Genomic DNA, 18249 nt, shown 5'->3' on the forward strand with positions numbered 1-18249 from the left:
ATCATTTAAATATAGATATATCATGGCTCATTTAACGATAGATGAAAGATTTAAAATATACGAAATGAATAAGAGTGGTTATAGCTCGCGATATATAGGGACAAAGATTGGCCGTGATAAAAGCACTATATGTTATGAACTCAAGAGAATGAGGCATAATTATAGACCAGATAGGGCTAACACACTTGCTTGCAGTTTAAGGCAAGGTAAGAGAAAAAGAAAATTAGATATTGATAATAATTTACGAGCAGAAATAATAAAGCAGTTAACACAGGGTATTTCACCAGATATAATTTCAGGTAGACGTAAACTATCACGAGATACTGTCAATATTTCTACAGAGAGTATATACCAGTTTATTTATACATCTCCTATAGCACAAAGGCAAAAATTATATTTATCTTTAGCAAGAAAAAGGAAAAATAGGTTGCATCATGGTACAAGAATCAGAAACAAAAGAATTACAATACCAAATCGAGTTTCCATTACTGAAAGACCAGAGATAAATAGAAAGATAGCAGCAATAGGTCATTTAGAAGGTGATTTAACTTTTAACAAAGGTAATCAAAGTCGTAATATAGGCGCTCTTGTGGATATCAGAACACAAAAAGTGTTTCTCACTTTAAACCGTTCAAAAAGAACACAAGATGTGATTGGTAACATGAATAAAAAACTTAAACAATTGTCGCATATAATCAAAAGCATAACGTTAGATAATGGCAAAGAATTTACCAATCATGAACAACTATTGCCAAAATCTGAACGAAAAGTATATTTTTGCAATCCTTATTCTCCATGGCAAAAACCATTGATAGAGAAGATTAACTCAATGGTGCACAGAGTATACTCTAAATCTTTAGATATAAAAAAATTAACAATAAAGCAATTACAAGAAATTGAGGATTTTTTAAATAATTTACCAAGAAAAGTGCTCGGTTATAAAACACCCAATGAGGTATGGGAAGAAAATATAAATCTGGCTTAATTAATACTGGAATTTACCTGATCGTTTACGTAACATAGCTTTATCTTCTAATTCTAGTAAATAATTCTTCATATCCTTGCGAATATTAGTTATCATTCTTAAATTTCTAGAATAGAGTTTAAACCATAACTCTTTACAAATATATGCTTTATCACCAAATACCTTACCTGTTATCTTCTGAGTTATAGATTCAAGAACAGAGAAATCAGCTCTATTTGCTTTTGTTATTTTAACAGCTATAATCTCTGCTTTATCAGGAGTTTCGCACTTAGCAAAATTGTGTATTAGTTAGAAGCCATTTAATGTTGTTCTGAATTGATGTTTTTATAACTTCCCAAGTTTGTTGATATAAAGTAATGTTTTCATTTATCCTCCTTTTGTTCATATCAAGCCAGGCCAATACAGCAAGGCAAATATGATTTCTTTGAGCTCGACCCGTGCGTGCCTGACAGCATTCAATACCACAAGTTTGTTTCAATTCTCGATGATAAACTTCTATAGACCAACGCGCCTTAACAATTTTCTCTATTTGCTCACGTGTAGGATTCTCTAAATTAGTTGTTATGTAATCAATGCGACCATTTTTTGCCACAAACTTAAATACCGTAACCCAACCGTATCCACGTAGGTGAATTTTTAGCCCTTCATCGGGAATCTCTAAAGTTTCCAAGCTAACATTACGATTAACTTTTCTATTTTTTCTTAGGTTGGTAACCCATATCCAACCTAAATTACGTATATGTTTTAAATTATCCAAACCACTATACCAAGCATCCATAACTATAGCATCAGGCTTGATACCTCTTTCTTTAGCTAAAGTAAGCATATCACAAAAATGCTCGTTCTTTGTTTTACCATCAGTTTCTTTATCATATATTCTATAATCTACAGGAGTAGATTGATCAATTTGAGTATTGTAATGCAGTAAGTTTACCATTCCTATACCAGGTATAACATCATGTACAGCCCCAGAATATTGATAATTTACAAGCTCGATCCTCTTACTGTATTGCTTTGACAATAAGGTGTCATCTCCCACTAATAAACAAGGATCTTCCAGATCAATATATTTTGACACTTTGCTATAGATTTCGCTAGGGCGAAAATCCTTACTCTTTAACCATCGACTTGCACTATCGTGCGATAGATCTATTTATGATTAATGATTAAATGTAATATGAAGAACTCGGCCGCAAGCGACCGAGTTTCAAAACAGGTTAAACTGCTTTGTTTCTTTTTCAATTTTATCCATTGCGTTTAGTTGATTTTGGTATCCACACAAAGTGATACATTATTCTAAAAACATGATGACTATTACGCCTCAATTCCATTCTACTAAATTATAATATGCCAACGCTTATATTATAACGCTATCCATCTAGGGAGCAAGCTCCCTAGATTTTCGCTATGCGGTTAAATATTTCATATGCTGTATATATACTCCAAAAAAATGAAAATAAACTATTTTATTCTTGCACGATCGAAAGAATTGTTATATATAATTTGTTATCCCTTAAAGGGGGGTGTAGCTCAGTTGGTTAGAGCGTCTGCCTGTCACGCAGAAGGTCGCGGGTTCGAGTCCCGTCACTCTCGCCACATGCGACAACTAGAAATTTCTTGCAGTTTATCGAACGAAAAAGTCATAGAGTAAAGCACTTTTCCGTCCTTCAAGCTTAGGTTCGAGAAGGTGAAATTTAAAAACTCTCTTTTTTCGTCCATTGTCGAACCTCTAAAAGTTCTATTACAAAATTTGTTCCCATACTTTAAATTTTTATGCTGCTTGTGAATTTTATAAAGTTTGAAATAGGGACAACTATTACTGCAAAAATCTTATTAATTGCAGTTTGTAATATTATAGTGGATTATTGTAATATAGTGTCATCCCGTGGCCCCGCCACGGGATCCAGAAAATAATAAAAAATACTAATTTTATTTAGTATTTTTAACTGACCTCGTGAACGAGTCACGGGGTGACAATGGTGGAGCTTATTTACGCAACAGAATAACATATGAGTCTTTTGCAATGATTGTGTAAATTTTTGTTGAGCCTATATTAGAAGTAATCAGGAGTTTCGCACTTAGCAAATAATATGCTAATCTAGAGAAAAATAGTTTTAGATAAAAATGACAAGATCAAAATGTAGCAAAGATTTATATAAATCATTCTTACAAGCAAGTAGTGTAAGATATACTAGCAAAGCATTATCTGAAGTAAGTCCATTAGATCTATCGCACGATAGTGCAAGTCGATGGTTAAAGAGTAAGGATTTTCGCCCTAGCGAAATCTATAGCAAAGTGTCAAAATATATTGATCTGGAAGATCCTTGTTTATTAGTGGGAGATGACACCTTATTGTCAAAGCAATACAGTAAGAGGATCGAGCTTGTAAATTATCAATATTCTGGGGCTGTACATGATGTTATACCTGGTATAGGAATGGTAAACTTACTGCATTACAATACTCAAATTGATCAATCTACTCCTGTAGATTATAGAATATATGATAAAGAAACTGATGGTAAAACAAAGAACGAGCATTTTTGTGATATGCTTACTTTAGCTAAAGAAAGAGGTATCAAGCCTGATGCTATAGTTATGGATGCTTGGTATAGTGGTTTGGATAATTTAAAACATATACGTAATTTAGGTTGGATATGGGTTACCAACCTAAGAAAAAATAGAAAAGTTAATCGTAATGTTAGCTTGGAAACTTTAGAGATTCCCGATGAAGGGCTAAAAATTCACCTACGTGGATACGGTTGGGTTACGGTATTTAAGTTTGTGGCAAAAAATGGTCGCATTGATTACATAACAACTAATTTAGAGAATCCTACACGTGAGCAAATAGAGAAAATTGTTAAGGCGCGTTGGTCTATAGAAGTTTATCATCGAGAATTGAAACAAACTTGTGGTATTGAATGCTGTCAGGCACGCACGGGTCGAGCTCAAAGAAATCATATTTGCCTTGCTGTATTGGCCTGGCTTGATATGAACAAAAGGAGGATAAATGAAAACATTACTTTATATCAACAAACTTGGGAAGTTATAAAAACATCAATTCAGAACAACATTAAATGGCTTCTAACTAATACACAATTTTGCTAAGTGCGAAACTCCTGGTAATGAAAAATATAGGTAACAGAAATGCAAATAGAGAAGAATAAAAAAATAAATGAAGCAATAGATTTGCTGATAGAAGGCGGAGTAGATTTAAAAACAGTACTAAGTCAGAATGGACTAAATGATGCTCCTCGCAGCAGCGCTACGAGGTATCTATCCAAAAAGCTTTAACTGTTTTTGTTGAAATGCTTTATAAGAAGGTTTGCCTGAACCTTGATTCTGTACATAATTACGTAATTTCTGCTCATCACCATGTTGACCTACTGTGCTCATAAAATATCCTTTACTCCAAAACTCACTGCCCCATAATTTTTCTTTAAGATTTGGATATTTCTTAAACATTTTCTTAGAAGTAATACTTTTTATGATTTGAGTTATTTTTGTTGGGCTATACATTGGTATTGACTGTAATAACCTGAATTCTGGATTAATCTAGGTTTGGAAGTAAGTATTTACAAGGGATAGAAGATACTCTATATAATTTTTAGCAAAAAAACAAGAGTATCCCCATGAAGAAAGATATTACTGCATTATTTTGTTTTGTCGATGATTTTTGTAAAATTAGCGAGCAGTGGATTAATAAATCATTTCTACCATTAAATAATCGTGGCAAGCCACGGGGAATTTAACCCAACAGGGATTAACCAAGGGTATTTTAGAGCGAGCACTGCATGCTGAGATGTCAGAACATTTAGGTTATAGCAAGTATGATAGAGCTGAAACTGAGAATGCGAGGAATGGTAGTTTTAGTAAGAATCTGATTAGTGAGAATGGTACTATAGAGCTAAATGTTCCAAGAGACAGACAAGGTAAATTTGAACCTATAATAGTCTCAAAGAAACAAACAAGAATAGATGGCTTAGACCAAAAGATAATATCCTTATATGCGAAGGGTATGAGTGTGTCTGATATTAAAACACAATTGCAAGAATTATATGGAGCTGAGATCAGTGAGAGCCTAATCAGCAGGATTACAGATGAAGTAATAGATGAGGTCAAGATTTGGCAGAGTAGACCTCTTGAATCAGTATACCCTATAGTATATTTTGACTGTTTAGTAGTGCAAGTAAGACAAGATAAACTTATTATTAATAAATCAGTATATGTAGCTTTAGGAATAGATTTATCTGGCAGAAAGGATATTTTAGGCTTATGGATAAGTGAGAATGAAGGAGCTAAATTTTGGCTTGGTAATTTTACTGAAATGAAGAATCGAGGAGTAAAAGATATCTTAATTGCTTGTAGTGATAATCTAACTGGTATGTCTGATGCTATTGCATCAGTATATCCGAAAACTGAACATCAAATTTGTATTGTCCATCAGATCAGGAATAGCCTCAAATATGTATCATATAAAGATAGAAAGCAATTAGCAGCGGATTTGAAACTAATCTATACTTCTGCTACTGAAAAAGAAGCAGAATTAGCTCTTGAGTCATTTGATCAAAAATGGAGTAAGCAATATCCGCATATAGCTAAATCTTGGTATAATAATTGGGATAATTTGATAATTTTCTTGCAATATCCAAAGGAGATTCGTAAGATTATTTACACTACAAATGCGATAGAATCGCTGAATAGCCAATTGAGAAAAGTTACTAAGAATAAACGCATCTTTCCAAATGATGACGCAGTATTTAAGGTTTTATATCTGACAATTGATTATATTACCAAAAAATGGTCTATGCCTATCCCCAATTGGAATGAAGCTATGGCTCATTTTATGATCAAATTTGATGGTAGGATTTAATGGCTCACGAAATTTACACAATTGATGAAACAGAGCCTAGAGTTTAAACCATAACTCTTTACAAATATATGCTTTATCACCAAATACCTTACCTGTTATCTTCTGAGTTATAGATTCAAGAACAGATAAATCAGCTCTATTTGCTTTTGTTATTTTAACAGCTATAATCTCTGCTTTATGATTAATGATTAAATGTAATTTAAATCCCATAAACCAACCATAACTACTCATCCCAACTTTGGCAATTTTACCAAAAACTCTATTACTAACCTGAATTCTGGATTAGCTAATTTTGAGATATAGCAGGTTTGTTAGGTTTCATACAGTATGCAATTAGGGCGGATAAGATATGTACAAAGGCATTCCAAATTGATCTATGTCTTGTATGTTCGATCTCGAAAGCACCCTTCAGCACACTAAATACCTGAATTCTGGATTAATCTAGGTTTGGAAGTAAGTATTTACAAGGGATAGAAGATTGACTAACGAATATTAGAATTACCCTCAACGAACATTAAAATTACCTATAAAAAAGAAGTAACTATGGACAGTAAAATCGAATAAAAATTTATTTTTAAATATTTAAATATTATTCGAGAATTACTGATGACATGTACAAATAACCAAGTAGGTATTTTAATGCAAAAGATCAAAAAATATAATCAGATAATTTCTGCTGCAAAAGCAGGTATGAGTGTAAAAACGGCACGTAAGTATTTACGTATTAATAAGTATCCAAGCGAATTACGCACAATACGTAAATATAGGACACGTATAATGGACTAATGGTATGGACCTCCTGATATAGAGAATGAAAAGCAGTTGCTAATCTTCTAGGGTTAATATTTAACATATTAAAACAACAATTAAGGAGGTCCATATGGAGGTTACTACAATTGGTATAGATATTGCAAAAAGAATTTTTCAAATTCATGGTGTAGATAAAAATGGCAAGACAGTATTAAAGAAAAAATTGATGAGAGATCAGGTTTTGACATTTATGGCTAATTTACCACAATGTTTAGTAGGGATGGAAGCTTGTGGTGGTTCTAGTTATTGGGCAAGAGAAATAACTAAATTAGGGCATGAAGTAAAACTAATGGCACCGCAATTTGTCAAACCATATGTTAAAACTAATAAAAATGATCAAGCAGATGCTGAAGCGATATGTGAAGCCGTGACAAGACCTAATATGAGATTTGTTGCAATTAAAACTATAGAGCAACAAGAAATTTTATCAATACATAGGGTAAGAGAGAGATTGGTAAAAAATCGTACAGCACTTGCTAATGAAATTAGGGGGCTACTACATGAGTTTGGTTTTATTGTTCCTCAAGGCATTAATAAGGTTATCACAAAATTAATTGAGATTTTAGATGCAGGGAAATTAAGCCAGTTAAGTTATCAAACATTTAGTGAACTAAAAGAAGAATTCTTAGATAATAACAGAAAAATAAAAGAGATAGAAAAACGATTAACAATGATAGCAAGTAACCTAACTCAATATCAACGATTAAGAGCTATACCTGGTCTTGGTTTAATTACTGCTACTGCTTTAATAGCATCAATAGGTAATGCTACAAGTTTTGAGAATGGCAGGCAATTATCGGCATGGCTAGGATTAGTGCCAAGACAACATTCAAGTGGTGGGAAGGATAAGCTGCTGGGAATTAGCAAGCGAGGTGATGTATACTTACGCACTTTATTAATTCAAGGGGCTAGAGCTGTACTAAATGCCAAGATAAGATTTACATCGGAAGAACAGAAATCTAAAAAAGATTTTAGCCAATTTACGAAATGGATGTTTAATTTATCTGAGCGAAGTAGCCATAATAAAACGACAGTTGCCATAGCTAATAAGTTGGCAAGAGTGGTGTTTGCTGTACTAAGATCAGGAGATGATTATGTAGAGAGTAAAGTTTGTAGCTAAAGAGTGTGTAGCATAGCACTTATAAGTAAAATAAATGGTGATTTATATAATGAATAGGTAAAAGCAAAACAATATGTAAGAGATTCCAACCCGAAATATGCTTGAGATAATTAATATTGATGGTAAATAAGACAAACCTTAGCTTACAAAAAAACTGCGTTTTTCAGTGGCTCTTTTAGAAGCCGATGGACTGATAAGTATATAGTTTGTAAGCCAGCGAATTCCATCAGGGCTGTAGAATAAATTAGGTTGATTTATCAGCTATAAGCCGGATACATGACTGCATTTGTTTGTTTTTATTATTGATGTTATTTTTTTCTTGCATTCTACAGGAGGTCCATACATGAAAAAATTGGACAAAAAAATGAAGGAGTGTGTTTCCGCAATAAGTTAGAATAAATAGCAATAAACTTAAGAGGAAAGATGAAGAAAAATAAAGTAAAAATTTTCAGTGCTTCAGAAAAAACGGGGGAAAGTTCTATAATTAATTAAGCCAGATATAATCAATTTTTAATCTCTCAGGGTTTAATTCCCCGAAGCTCTGCTTCGTGATATCATAAGAAACAACTAAAACTTTTTTAGATACCTCGTAGCTCTGCTGCGAGGAGCATCATTTAAATATAGATATATCATGGCTCATTTAACGATAGATGAAAGATTTAAAATATACGAAATGAATAAGAGTGGTTATAGCTCGCGATATATAGGGACAAAGATTGGCCGTGATAAAAGCACTATATGTTATGAACTCAAGAGAATGAGGCATAATTATAGACCAGATAGGGCTAACACACTTGCTTGCAGTTTAAGGCAAGGTAAGAGAAAAAGAAAATTAGATATTGATAATAATTTACGAGCAGAAATAATAAAGCAGTTAACACAGGGTATTTCACCAGATATAATTTCAGGTAGACGTAAACTATCACGAGATACTGTCAATATTTCTACAGAGAGTATATACCAGTTTATTTATACATCTCCTATAGCACAAAGGCAAAAATTATATTTATCTTTAGCAAGAAAAAGGAAAAATAGGTTGCATCATGGTACAAGAATCAGAAACAAAAGAATTACAATACCAAATCGAGTTTCCATTACTGAAAGACCAGAGATAAATAGAAAGATAGCAGCAATAGGTCATTTAGAAGGTGATTTAACTTTTAACAAAGGTAATCAAAGTCGTAATATAGGCGCTCTTGTGGATATCAGAACACAAAAAGTGTTTCTCACTTTAAACCGTTCAAAAAGAACACAAGATGTGATTGGTAACATGAATAAAAAACTTAAACAATTGTCGCATATAATCAAAAGCATAACGTTAGATAATGGCAAAGAATTTACCAATCATGAACAACTATTGCCAAAATCTGAACGAAAAGTATATTTTTGCAATCCTTATTCTCCATGGCAAAAACCATTGATAGAGAAGATTAACTCAATGGTGCACAGAGTATACTCTAAATCTTTAGATATAAAAAAAATGATGCTCCTCGCAGCAGAGCTACGAGGTATCTATCCAAAAAGCTTTAACTGTTTTTGTTGAAATGCTTTATAAGAAGGTTTGCCTGAACCTTGATTCTGTACATAATTACGTAATTTCTGCTCATCACCATGTTTACCTACTGTGCTCATAAAATATCCCTTACTCCAAAACTCACTTCCCCATAATTTTTCTTTAAGATTTGGATATTTCTCAAACATTTTCTTAGAAGTAATACTTTTTATGATTTGAGTTATTTTTGTTGGGCTATACATTGGTATTGACTGTAATAAAAAATGTACGTGATCTTTATCTACTCCTATTTCTAAAAATCTAATTTCATAACGATCTTCTATGTGCTCACAAATTTTACACAAATAATCATCTAGTTCTTGATTGAATATTACTCTTCTATACTTTGCCGGCGTTACTAAATGATATATTAGTACTGTGACATTATGACTCTTATGTATATAACTGCTTTCTTCCATTCAAGTAGTATATCACGAAGCAGAGCTTCGGGGAATTAAACCCTGAGAGATTAACAATAAAGCAATTACAAGAAATTGAGGATTTTTTAAATAATTTACCAAGAAAAGTGCTCGGTTATAAAACACCCAATGAGGTATGGGAAGAAAATATAAATCTGGCTTAATTAATACTGGAATTTACCAGAATTAATAAAAGAGGAGTCGACACTTGGTCAGTTAGCTTCAAAATATGCAATAAGTGTTAAAACAATTCAAAATTGGAAAAAACAGTTTTTAGGTAATGCGGCATTAGCTTTTGAACCAGCTAAAGTTTTGAGTGAATATCAAGAACAAATAAATCATTTACAAGAGCAAAATGATGAACTTGCTAAAGCTCTTGGTAGAATCACAGTTGAGAGGGACTGGGCCGTGGGAAAGCTCAAAAGCTTGGATTTATCAAATAAAAAGAGTCTTGTACACTCCAAGCTAAATCAACTCTCAAAATCAAGACAGTGTGAACTATTAAAGATTAGTCGATCTACAGCCTACTATAAATCCAAGGAGATGAGTATAAATAAATTAAGTATTTTAAATAGAATAGATGAAATATATACAGATAATCCTGAATTTGGTTATCGCTATATTCATCAACAGTTACTAGAAGATGGTTTTATTGTCGGTAAAGATCGAGTACTGAAATATATGAGGATGATGGGTATAGAAGCTATTTACCCACATAAGAAAAAATCTACTTCTCGAAACGATAGTGAGCATAAGATCTATAGCTACTTACTTGATCAATATTGGACTAAATCTGGCTCAACAAAGCAAGTGTATGTGCCTAATGTGAATGAGGTTTGGAGTGGTGACATTACTTACATTAGAACTAATGGTGGCTTTATGTATATGGCAGCTATTATAGATTGGCATAGCAAGGCCATATTGAGCTATAAACTGTCAAATTCTATGGATGCATCTCTTGTAACTGATGTCTTGAAACAAGCTCTCAGTAAGTATAACGCTCCACAGATATTTAATAGTGATCAAGGTAGCCAATATACCAGTTATGACCACATAAAGATTCTCAAGGAGCATGATATCCAAATTTCAATGAATGGCAAAGGTAGAAGTATTGATAATATAGTAATAGAAAGGTTTTTTAGAACTTTAAAATATAATTGTATCTTTATTAATGATTTTAACAATGTTAAAGAGTTAAAAGATGGGATTGATCATTATCTGAATAAATATAATTATCACAGATTTCATTCAAGTATTGGTTATAAAAAGCCTATGAATGTATATCTGAATTATAGGTAAATTCCAGTATTAATTAAGCCAGATTTATATTTTCTTCCCATACCTCATTGGGTGTTTTATAACCGAGCACTTTTCTTGGTAAATTATTTAAAAAATCCTCAATTTCTTGTAATTGCTTTATTGTTAATTTTTTTATATCTAAAGATTTAGAGTATACTCTGTGCACCATTGAGTTAATCTTCTCTATCAATGGTTTTTGCCATGGAGAATAAGGATTGCAAAAATATACTTTTCGTTCAGATTTTGGCAATAGTTGTTCATGATTGGTAAATTCTTTGCCATTATCTAGTCCGTCCGCCAAAACTCTACAAGCCTTATAGATAATATGGTTTTAAGACAAGAAGTAATACAACAATCCGTAAGAAAATGATAAAATATGGTCATAAACCTTATGGATTTCAGTCAATGCCAATAGACAACATTATCAAATCGCAAGAACAAGGGAAACTGTTTGGTTATAAATTAAAAGAAGAATTAAACCCAAATAATAAGCTATATAAATTAAGAGAATTAATAAATTGGTCTAGGCTCGAAGAGTGGTTATCAAAAAATGTTTGTATTAAGAAATTTGGTAGAAATAGAAAATGTCATAGAGTGATGCTTGGCATAACGATGCTACAAGCAATGTATAATTTTTCAGATTCATTATCAGAGGAAGAGCTAAAAGAGAATATGTATTGGCAGTATTTCTGCGGGTGGGAATATATAGAAAAAGACATAGCTATCTCGGAAACTAGTATACGACGGTTTCGTAGTGTATTAGGTGAAGCTGGATATAATGAGATATTATCGGAGTTGATCAGGGTTGGGATAAAAACTAACACAATTAAAAAAAAAGATTTGGAATTAATCATCGCTGATACGACTGTACAAATTAAGAATATCAAACACCCACACGATGTTTATTTAATGGATAAAGCTAGGCTTAGCATAGTAAAGCTTTGCAACAGTTTGGGTATACATTTGAATGAAACATACGCTAGAACCTATAAACGCGATATAGTAAAGCTATGGAAATATAAAGAACATAGTAAAGCCAAGAAGCGTTGGAAAATAATGAAGCATTTAAAAATATTACTGGGTCGTTTGATTAGAGTATGTGAGCGTGAGATCAAAAATAAGCAATTAAACTTGTCTCTCAAAAATCAAGAAGTATTGCAAAAAATAAAACAAATACATAACCAATCTGTTTTAAAAAGAGAAGCTAAAAAGCAATATAAAGAAGATAACAAAGTATTATATAGTTTTCATGCCCCTGAAGTAGAGTGTATAGGAAAGGGAAAACGCAACAAGCCATATGAGTTTGGCAATAAAGTAGCGGTAGTAGTAAGTGGTCGTAGAAATTTTGTTTTATCCGCAAAATCGTTTCATAATAATCCTTATGATGGTCATACATTGCATCAGAGCTTTGAAGCAGTAGAGAGTGTCACTGGAATCAAGATAAAGAAATCATTTGTTGATCTTGGGTATAGTGGTAGCAATGTAAAGGAGAAGAGTAAGGTATATACCCCAAAAACGCGGAAGAAGTTGTTACAAGAGGACAAGTCTATGATCAAGAGACGCAGTGCCATAGAACCAATAATAGGTCACTTAAAGCAATATGGTCGGATGGGTAGAAACTTCTTGAAAGGTATGATAGGAGATATTATCAATCCAATAATCTCTGCTATTGGTTTGAATTTACGATGCATTGCAAATCATTTACAAATCGTGTCTAACTCCACATAAATCAAAAATATCATCATGCAAAAACTAGATGAACGATAAAAAATCGTTAACAATAGCTCCATATCAAAATTAGACCAACACAGAAATGTATCAGTAAAAATTAACATAACTTATTAATTTTTATTGAAAATCTTAGCAATTTGTTGTCAAAACTCTATCCCATTACAAATGATCAGGATTTGAAGTGTTTTTGGCGGATAGACTATCTAACGTTATGCTTTTGATTATATGCGACAATTGTTTAAGTTTTTTATTCATGTTACCAATCACATCTTGTGTTCTTTTTGAACGGTTTAAAGTGAGAAACACTTTTTGTGTTCTGATATCCACAAGAGCGCCTATATTACGACTTTGATTACCTTTGTTAAAAGTTAAATCGTCTATCCGCCAAAAACACTTCAAATCCTGATCATTTGTAATGGGATAGAGTTTTGACAACAAATTGCTAAGATTTTCAATAAAAATTAATAAGTTATGTTAATTTTTACTGATACATTTCTGTGTTGGTCTAATTTTGATATGGAGCTATTGTTAACGATTTTTTATCGTTCATCTAGTTTTTGCATGATGATATTTTTGATTTATGTGGAGTTAGACACGATTTGTAAATGATTTGCAATGCATCGTAAATTCAAACCAATAGCAGAGATTATTGGATTGATAATATCTCCTATCATACCTTTCAAGAAGTTTCTACCCATCCGACCATATTGCTTTAAGTGACCTATTATTGGTTCTATGGCACTGCGTCTCTTGATCATAGACTTGTCCTCTTGTAACAACTTCTTCCGCGTTTTTGGGGTATATACCTTACTCTTCTCCTTTACATTGCTACCACTATACCCAAGATCAACAAATGATTTCTTTATCTTGATTCCAGTGACACTCTCTACTGCTTCAAAGCTCTGATGCAATGTATGACCATCATAAGGATTATTATGAAACGATTTTGCGGATAAAACAAAATTTCTACGACCACTTACTACTACCGCTACTTTATTGCCAAACTCATATGGCTTGTTGCGTTTTCCCTTTCCTATACACTCTACTTCAGGGGCATGAAAACTATATAATACTTTGTTATCTTCTTTATATTGCTTTTTAGCTTCTCTTTTTAAAACAGATTGGTTATGTATTTGTTTTATTTTTTGCAATACTTCTTGATTTTTGAGAGACAAGTTTAATTGCTTATTTTTGATCTCACGCTCACATACTCTAATCAAACGACCCAGTAATATTTTTAAATGCTTCATTATTTTCCAACGCTTCTTGGCTTTACTATGTTCTTTATATTTCCATAGCTTTACTATATCGCGTTTATAGGTTCTAGCGTATGTTTCATTCAAATGTATACCCAAACTGTTGCAAAGCTTTACTATGCTAAGCCTAGCTTTATCCATTAAATAAACATCGTGTGGGTGTTTGATATTCTTAATTTGTACAGTCGTATCAGCGATGATTAATTCCAAATCTTTTTTTTTAATTGTGTTAGTTTTTATCCCAACCCTGATCAACTCCGATAATATCTCATTATATCCAGCTTCACCTAATACACTACGAAACCGTCGTATACTAGTTTCCGAGATAGCTATGTCTTTTTCTATATATTCCCACCCGCAGAAATACTGCCAATACATATTCTCTTTTAGCTCTTCCTCTGATAATGAATCTGAAAAATTATACATTGCTTGTAGCATCGTTATGCCAAGCATCACTCTATGACATTTTCTATTTCTACCAAATTTCTTAATACAAACATTTTTTGATAACCACTCTTCGAGCCTAGACCAATTTATTAATTCTCTTAATTTATATAGCTTATTATTTGGGTTTAATTCTTCTTTTAATTTATAACCAAACAGTTTCCCTTGTTCTTGCGATTTGATAATGTTGTCTATTGGCATTGACTGAAATCCATAAGGTTTATGACCATATTTTATCATTTTCTTACGGATTGTTGTATTACTTCTTGTCTTAAAACCATATTATCTATAAGGCTTGTAGAGTTTTGGCGGACGGACTAAATCACCTTCTAAATGACCTATTGCTGCTATCTTTCTATTTATCTCTGGTCTTTCAGTAATGGAAACTCGAGTTGGTATTGTAATTCTTTTGTTTCTGATTCTTGTACCATGATGCAACCTATTTTTCCTTTTTCTTGCTAAAGATAAATATAATTTTTGCCTTTGTGCTATAGGAGATGTATAAATAAACTGGTATATACTCTCTGTAGAAATATTGACAGTATCTCGTGATAGTTTACGTCTACCTGAAATTATATCTGGTGAAATACCCTGTGTTAACTGCTTTATTATTTCTGCTCGTAAATTATTATCAATATCTAATTTTCTTTTTCTCTTACCTTGCCTTAAACTGCAAGCAAGTGTGTTAGCCCTATCTGGTCTATAATTATGCCTCATTCTCTTGAGTTCATAACATATAGTGCTTTTATCACGGCCAATCTTTGTCCCTATATATCGCGAGCTATAACCACTCTTATTCATTTCGTATATTTTAAATCTTTCATCTATCGTTAAATGAGCCATGATATATCTATATTTAAATGATGCTCCTCGCAGCAGAGCTACGAGGTATCTAAAAAAGTTTTAGTTGTTTCTTATGATATCACGAAGCAGAGCTTCGGGGAATTAAACCCTGAGAGATTAAAAATTGATTATATCTGGCTTAATTAATTATAGAACTTTCCATATGCAAAATTATCAGCAAATTGCTGCCTGATAATCGAAAAATTAGGAAAACATACTACTCATTTTTTTGTCTTGATTTTTCATGTATGGACCTCCTGTAGAATGCAAGAAAAAAATAACATCAATAATAAAAACAAACAAATGCAGTCATGTATCCGGCTTATAGCTGATAAATCAACCTAATTTATTCTACAGCCCTGATGGAATTCGCTGGCTTACAAACTATATACTTATCAGTCCATCGCAGGAGTTTCGCACTTAGCAAAAAGTATGTTAATCTAGAGAAAAATAGTTTTAGATAAAAATGACAAGAACAAAATGTAGCAAGGACTTATATAAATCATTTTTACAAGCAAGTAGTGTCAGATATACTAGCAAGGCATTATCTGAAGTGAGTCCAGTAGATCTATCTCACGATAGTGCAAGTCGATGGTTAAAGAGTAAGGATTTTCGTCCTAGCGAAATCTATAAGGAAGTGTCAAAATATATAGATTGGGAAGCACCGTGTTTATTAGTGGGGGATGACACCTTATTATCAAAGCAATACAGTCAGAAGATTGAGCTTGTACGTTATCAATATTCTGGAGCTGTACATGATGTTATACCTGGTATAGGAATGGTAAACTTACTACATTACAATACTAAAATTGCTCAATCTACTCCCGTATAGCTAACGCGGAAAGGTTTTTACCATAGTTTTTGTATTTACTCACATATTCACCAGATCTAAATCCTATTAAACATTGCTGGACTAACTTTAAAAACTGTTTACGTAAAATTATTGATCAATGCCTAAGTTTTTCCTAATCTGTGGTAGAAACATTTCCGTGTTAGCTATAGATTATAGAATATATGATAAAGACACTGATGGTAAAACAAAGAATGAGCATTTTTGTGATATGCTTACTTTAGCTAAAGAAAGAGGTCTCAATCCTGATGCCATAGTCATGGATGCTTGGTATAGCGGGTTGGAGAATTTAAAACATATACGTAATTTAGGCTGGCTATGGGTTACCACCCTAAGGAAAAATAGAAAAGTTAATCATAATGTTAGCTTGGAAAGTTTAGAGATACCCGATGAGGGGCTAAAAATTCACCTACGTGGATACGGTTGGGTTACGGTATTTAAGTTTGTGGCAAAGAATGGTCGCATTGATTACATAACAACGAACTTGGAAAATCCCACACGTGAGCAAATAGAGAAAATTGTTAAGGCACGTTGGTCTATAGAGGTTTATCATCGAGAATTAAAACAAACTTGTGGTATTGAACGCTGTCAGGCACGCACGGGCCGAGCTCAAAGAAATCATATTTGCCTTGCAGTATTTGCCTGGCTTGATATGAATAAAAGGAGGATAAATGAAAACATTACTTTATATCAACAAACTTGGGAAGTTATAAAAACATCAATTCAAAACAATATCAGATGGCTTTTAACTGATTCGCAACTTTGCTAAGTGCGAAACTCCTGCATCGGCTTCTAAAAGAGCCACTGAAAAACGCAGTTTTTTTGTAAGCTAAGGTTTGTCTTATTTACCATCAATATTAATTATCTCAAGCATATTTCGGGTTGGAATCTCTTACATATTGTTTTGCTTTTACCTATTCATTATATAAATCACCATTTATTTTACTTATAAGTGCTATGCTACACACTCTTTAGCTACAAACTTTACTCTCTACATAATCATCTCCTGATCTTAGTACAGCAAACACCACTCTTGCCAACTTATTAGCTATGGCAACTGTCGTTTTATTATGGCTACTTCGCTCAGATAAATTAAACATCCATTTCGTAAATTGGCTAAAATCTTTTTTAGATTTCTGTTCTTCCGATGTAAATCTTATCTTGGCATTTAGTACAGCTCTAGCCCCTTGAATTAATAAAGTGCGTAAGTATACATCACCTCGCTTGCTAATTCCCAGCAGCTTATCCTTCCCACCACTTGAATGTTGTCTTGGCACTAATCCTAGCCATGCCGATAATTGCCTGCCATTCTCAAAACTTGTAGCATTACCTATTGATGCTATTAAAGCAGTAGCAGTAATTAAACCAAGACCAGGTATAGCTCTTAATCGTTGATATTGAGTTAGGTTACTTGCTATCATTGTTAATCGTTTTTCTATCTCTTTTATTTTTCTGTTATTATCTAAGAATTCTTCTTTTAGTTCACTAAATGTTTGATAACTTAACTGGCTTAATTTCCCTGCATCTAAAATCTCAATTAATTTTGTGATAACCTTATTAATGCCTTGAGGAACAATAAAACCAAACTCATGTAGTAGCCCCCTAATTTCATTAGCAAGTGCTGTACGATTTTTTACCAATCTCTCTCTTACCCTATGTATTGATAAAATTTCTTGTTGCTCTATAGTTTTAATTGCAACAAATCTCATATTAGGTCTTGTCACGGCTTCACATATCGCTTCAGCATCTGCTTGATCATTTTTATTAGTTTTAACATATGGTTTGACAAATTGCGGTGCCATTAGTTTTACTTCATGCCCTAATTTAGTTATTTCTCTTGCCCAATAACTAGAACCACCACAAGCTTCCATCCCTACTAAACATTGTGGTAAATTAGCCATAAATGTCAAAACCTGATCTCTCATCAATTTTTTCTTTAATACTGTCTTGCCATTTTTATCTACACCATGAATTTGAAAAATTCTTTTTGCAATATCTATACCAATTGTAGTAACCTCCATATGGACCTCCTTAATTGTTGTTTTAATATGTTAAATATTAACCCTAGAA

General features: G+C 32.7%; 14 protein-coding genes, 1 tRNA gene and 9 pseudogenes. 13 read left to right on the forward strand and 11 right to left on the reverse strand.

The genetic code is table 11. From position 1 onward, the window contains the following. Positions 1–22 precede the first annotated feature (22 nt). Entirely contained in the window at positions 23–985 is a 963-nt protein-coding gene (locus AAHI98_RS03625) for an IS30 family transposase (RefSeq protein ID WP_342224646.1), read from the forward strand. Here AAHI98_RS03625 and AAHI98_RS18095 read toward each other — a convergent pair whose 3' ends face one another. Both AAHI98_RS18095 and AAHI98_RS03630 read right to left on the reverse strand, forming a co-directional pair. Next, a complete protein-coding gene (locus tag AAHI98_RS18095) occupies positions 986–1270 on the reverse strand; it encodes a transposase (RefSeq protein ID WP_410526207.1) in 285 nt (94 codons plus the stop codon). Beyond that, a pseudogene (locus tag AAHI98_RS03630) lies at positions 1254–2138 on the reverse strand (IS701 family transposase); the annotation flags it as partial. The gene AAHI98_RS18095 and the pseudogene AAHI98_RS03630, both read right to left, overlap by 17 nt. Before the next feature lie 366 nt (positions 2139–2504). Between AAHI98_RS03630 and AAHI98_RS03635 the strand changes: the two are divergent. From AAHI98_RS03635 to AAHI98_RS03645, 3 genes are all read left to right on the forward strand, one after another. Next, a tRNA-Asp gene (locus AAHI98_RS03635) sits at positions 2505–2581 on the forward strand. A 528-nt stretch (positions 2582–3109) separates the two neighbouring features. Continuing rightward, entirely contained in the window at positions 3110–4090 is a 981-nt protein-coding gene (locus AAHI98_RS03640) for an IS701 family transposase (RefSeq protein ID WP_342224656.1), read from the forward strand. Positions 4091–4129: 39 nt separating this feature from the next. Beyond that, positions 4130–4276 carry a hypothetical protein gene (locus AAHI98_RS03645; protein WP_342225077.1) on the forward strand — a complete coding sequence of 49 codons (147 nt, stop codon included), beginning with the start codon at positions 4130–4132 and terminating at the stop codon, positions 4274–4276. On the opposite strand, the gene tnpA (AAHI98_RS03650) is transcribed toward AAHI98_RS03645, so the two are convergent. Further along, the gene (gene tnpA, locus AAHI98_RS03650; protein ID WP_342225362.1) at positions 4259–4537 is read right to left on the reverse strand and encodes an IS200/IS605 family transposase; all 279 of its coding nucleotides are present in this window, start codon (positions 4535–4537) and stop codon (positions 4259–4261) included. The two genes, AAHI98_RS03645 and tnpA (AAHI98_RS03650), sit on opposite strands and share 18 nt — an antisense overlap. Before the next feature lie 77 nt (positions 4538–4614). Here tnpA (AAHI98_RS03650) and AAHI98_RS18470 point away from each other — a divergent pair. Both AAHI98_RS18470 and AAHI98_RS03655 read left to right on the forward strand, forming a co-directional pair. Then, a pseudogene (locus AAHI98_RS18470) lies at positions 4615–4725 on the forward strand (IS982 family transposase); the annotation flags it as partial. A gap of 20 nt (positions 4726–4745) precedes the next feature. Then, positions 4746–5855: pseudogene (locus tag AAHI98_RS03655) on the forward strand (IS256 family transposase); the annotation flags it as partial. 39 nt (positions 5856–5894) lie between these two features. On the opposite strand, the pseudogene AAHI98_RS03660 reads toward AAHI98_RS03655, so the two are convergent. Together AAHI98_RS03660 and AAHI98_RS03665 are read right to left on the reverse strand one after the other, a co-directional pair. Further along, positions 5895–6122: pseudogene (locus AAHI98_RS03660) on the reverse strand (transposase); the annotation flags it as partial. Between the two features lie 19 nt (positions 6123–6141). Beyond that, positions 6142–6279: pseudogene (locus tag AAHI98_RS03665) on the reverse strand (IS982 family transposase); the annotation flags it as partial. Between the two features lie 182 nt (positions 6280–6461). On the opposite strand from AAHI98_RS03665, the gene AAHI98_RS03670 reads away from it, so the two are divergent. The 3 genes from AAHI98_RS03670 (at position 6462) to AAHI98_RS03680 (ending at position 9328) form a co-directional block, all read left to right on the forward strand. Continuing rightward, a complete protein-coding gene (locus AAHI98_RS03670; protein WP_342225079.1) occupies positions 6462–6641 on the forward strand; it encodes a hypothetical protein in 180 nt (59 codons plus the stop codon). 94 nt (positions 6642–6735) lie between these two features. After that, positions 6736–7785: an IS110 family RNA-guided transposase gene (locus AAHI98_RS03675; protein ID WP_342224642.1), complete on the forward strand. Its 1050-nt coding sequence runs from the start codon at positions 6736–6738 to the stop codon at positions 7783–7785. Between the two features lie 631 nt (positions 7786–8416). Further along, the gene (locus tag AAHI98_RS03680) at positions 8417–9328 is read left to right on the forward strand and encodes an IS30 family transposase (protein ID WP_342225080.1); all 912 of its coding nucleotides are present in this window, start codon (positions 8417–8419) and stop codon (positions 9326–9328) included. On the opposite strand, the gene tnpA (AAHI98_RS03685) is transcribed toward AAHI98_RS03680, so the two are convergent. After that, positions 9298–9756, reverse strand: a complete 459-nt coding sequence (tnpA, locus tag AAHI98_RS03685) for an IS200/IS605 family transposase (protein WP_342224823.1) — start codon at positions 9754–9756, stop codon at positions 9298–9300. The genes AAHI98_RS03680 and tnpA (AAHI98_RS03685) overlap by 31 nt on opposite strands. 189 nt (positions 9757–9945) lie before the next feature. Between tnpA (AAHI98_RS03685) and AAHI98_RS03690 the strand changes: the two genes are divergently transcribed. Beyond that, positions 9946–11055: an IS3 family transposase gene (locus tag AAHI98_RS03690; protein WP_342225364.1), complete on the forward strand. Its 1110-nt coding sequence runs from the start codon at positions 9946–9948 to the stop codon at positions 11053–11055. A 13-nt stretch (positions 11056–11068) separates the two neighbouring features. On the opposite strand, the pseudogene AAHI98_RS03695 reads toward AAHI98_RS03690, so the two are convergent. After that, a pseudogene (locus AAHI98_RS03695) lies at positions 11069–11344 on the reverse strand (transposase); the annotation flags it as partial. Between the two features lie 77 nt (positions 11345–11421). On the opposite strand from AAHI98_RS03695, the gene AAHI98_RS03700 reads away from it, so the two are divergent. After that, positions 11422–12783, forward strand: coding sequence for an IS5 family transposase (locus AAHI98_RS03700; RefSeq protein ID WP_342224717.1), 1362 nt, complete (start codon positions 11422–11424; stop codon positions 12781–12783). Between the two features lie 162 nt (positions 12784–12945). Here AAHI98_RS03700 and AAHI98_RS03705 read toward each other — a convergent pair whose 3' ends face one another. From AAHI98_RS03705 to AAHI98_RS03715, 3 genes and pseudogenes are all read right to left on the reverse strand, one after another. Then, on the reverse strand, positions 12946–13185 hold the full coding sequence (locus tag AAHI98_RS03705; protein WP_342225082.1) for a hypothetical protein: 240 nt from the start codon (positions 13183–13185) through the stop codon (positions 12946–12948). A 179-nt stretch (positions 13186–13364) separates the two neighbouring features. Then, complete coding sequence (locus tag AAHI98_RS03710; RefSeq protein WP_342224717.1) at positions 13365–14726, reverse strand: IS5 family transposase; 1362 nt, start codon at positions 14724–14726, stop codon at positions 13365–13367. Between the two features lie 78 nt (positions 14727–14804). Continuing rightward, positions 14805–15329: pseudogene (locus tag AAHI98_RS03715) on the reverse strand (IS30 family transposase); the annotation flags it as partial. A gap of 466 nt (positions 15330–15795) precedes the next feature. Here AAHI98_RS03715 and AAHI98_RS03720 point away from each other — a divergent pair. Next, positions 15796–16158 (forward strand): annotated as a pseudogene (locus AAHI98_RS03720) (IS701 family transposase); the annotation flags it as partial. A gap of 172 nt (positions 16159–16330) precedes the next feature. Continuing rightward, positions 16331–16948, forward strand: a pseudogene (locus tag AAHI98_RS03725) (transposase); the annotation flags it as partial. Between the two features lie 202 nt (positions 16949–17150). On the opposite strand, the gene AAHI98_RS03730 reads toward AAHI98_RS03725, so the two are convergent. Then, on the reverse strand, positions 17151–18200 hold the full coding sequence (locus tag AAHI98_RS03730; RefSeq protein WP_342224642.1) for an IS110 family RNA-guided transposase: 1050 nt from the start codon (positions 18198–18200) through the stop codon (positions 17151–17153). Positions 18201–18249 lie beyond the last annotated feature (49 nt).

This window comes from Rickettsia endosymbiont of Urophora cardui (assembly GCF_964030725.1).
In the GTDB taxonomy this organism is placed as follows: Bacteria; Pseudomonadota; Alphaproteobacteria; order Rickettsiales; family Rickettsiaceae; genus Rickettsia.

Excerpts from the sequence above, each read along its gene's own strand:
- AAHI98_RS03675 (WP_342224642.1), top strand. The coding sequence starts at position 6,736 with ATGGAGGTTACTACAATTGGTATAGATATTGCAAAAAGAATTTTTCAA.
- AAHI98_RS03700 (WP_342224717.1), top strand. The coding sequence starts at position 11,422 with ATGATAAAATATGGTCATAAACCTTATGGATTTCAGTCAATGCCAATA.
- AAHI98_RS03625 (WP_342224646.1), top strand. The coding sequence starts at position 23 with ATGGCTCATTTAACGATAGATGAAAGATTTAAAATATACGAAATGAAT.
- tnpA (WP_342224823.1), bottom strand. The coding sequence starts at position 9,756 with ATGGAAGAAAGCAGTTATATACATAAGAGTCATAATGTCACAGTACTA.
- AAHI98_RS03730 (WP_342224642.1), bottom strand. The coding sequence starts at position 18,200 with ATGGAGGTTACTACAATTGGTATAGATATTGCAAAAAGAATTTTTCAA.
- AAHI98_RS03670 (WP_342225079.1), top strand. The coding sequence starts at position 6,462 with ATGACATGTACAAATAACCAAGTAGGTATTTTAATGCAAAAGATCAAA.
- AAHI98_RS03710 (WP_342224717.1), bottom strand. The coding sequence starts at position 14,726 with ATGATAAAATATGGTCATAAACCTTATGGATTTCAGTCAATGCCAATA.
- AAHI98_RS03640 (WP_342224656.1), top strand. The coding sequence starts at position 3,110 with ATGACAAGATCAAAATGTAGCAAAGATTTATATAAATCATTCTTACAA.
- AAHI98_RS03645 (WP_342225077.1), top strand. The coding sequence starts at position 4,130 with ATGCAAATAGAGAAGAATAAAAAAATAAATGAAGCAATAGATTTGCTG.
- AAHI98_RS03680 (WP_342225080.1), top strand. The coding sequence starts at position 8,417 with ATGGCTCATTTAACGATAGATGAAAGATTTAAAATATACGAAATGAAT.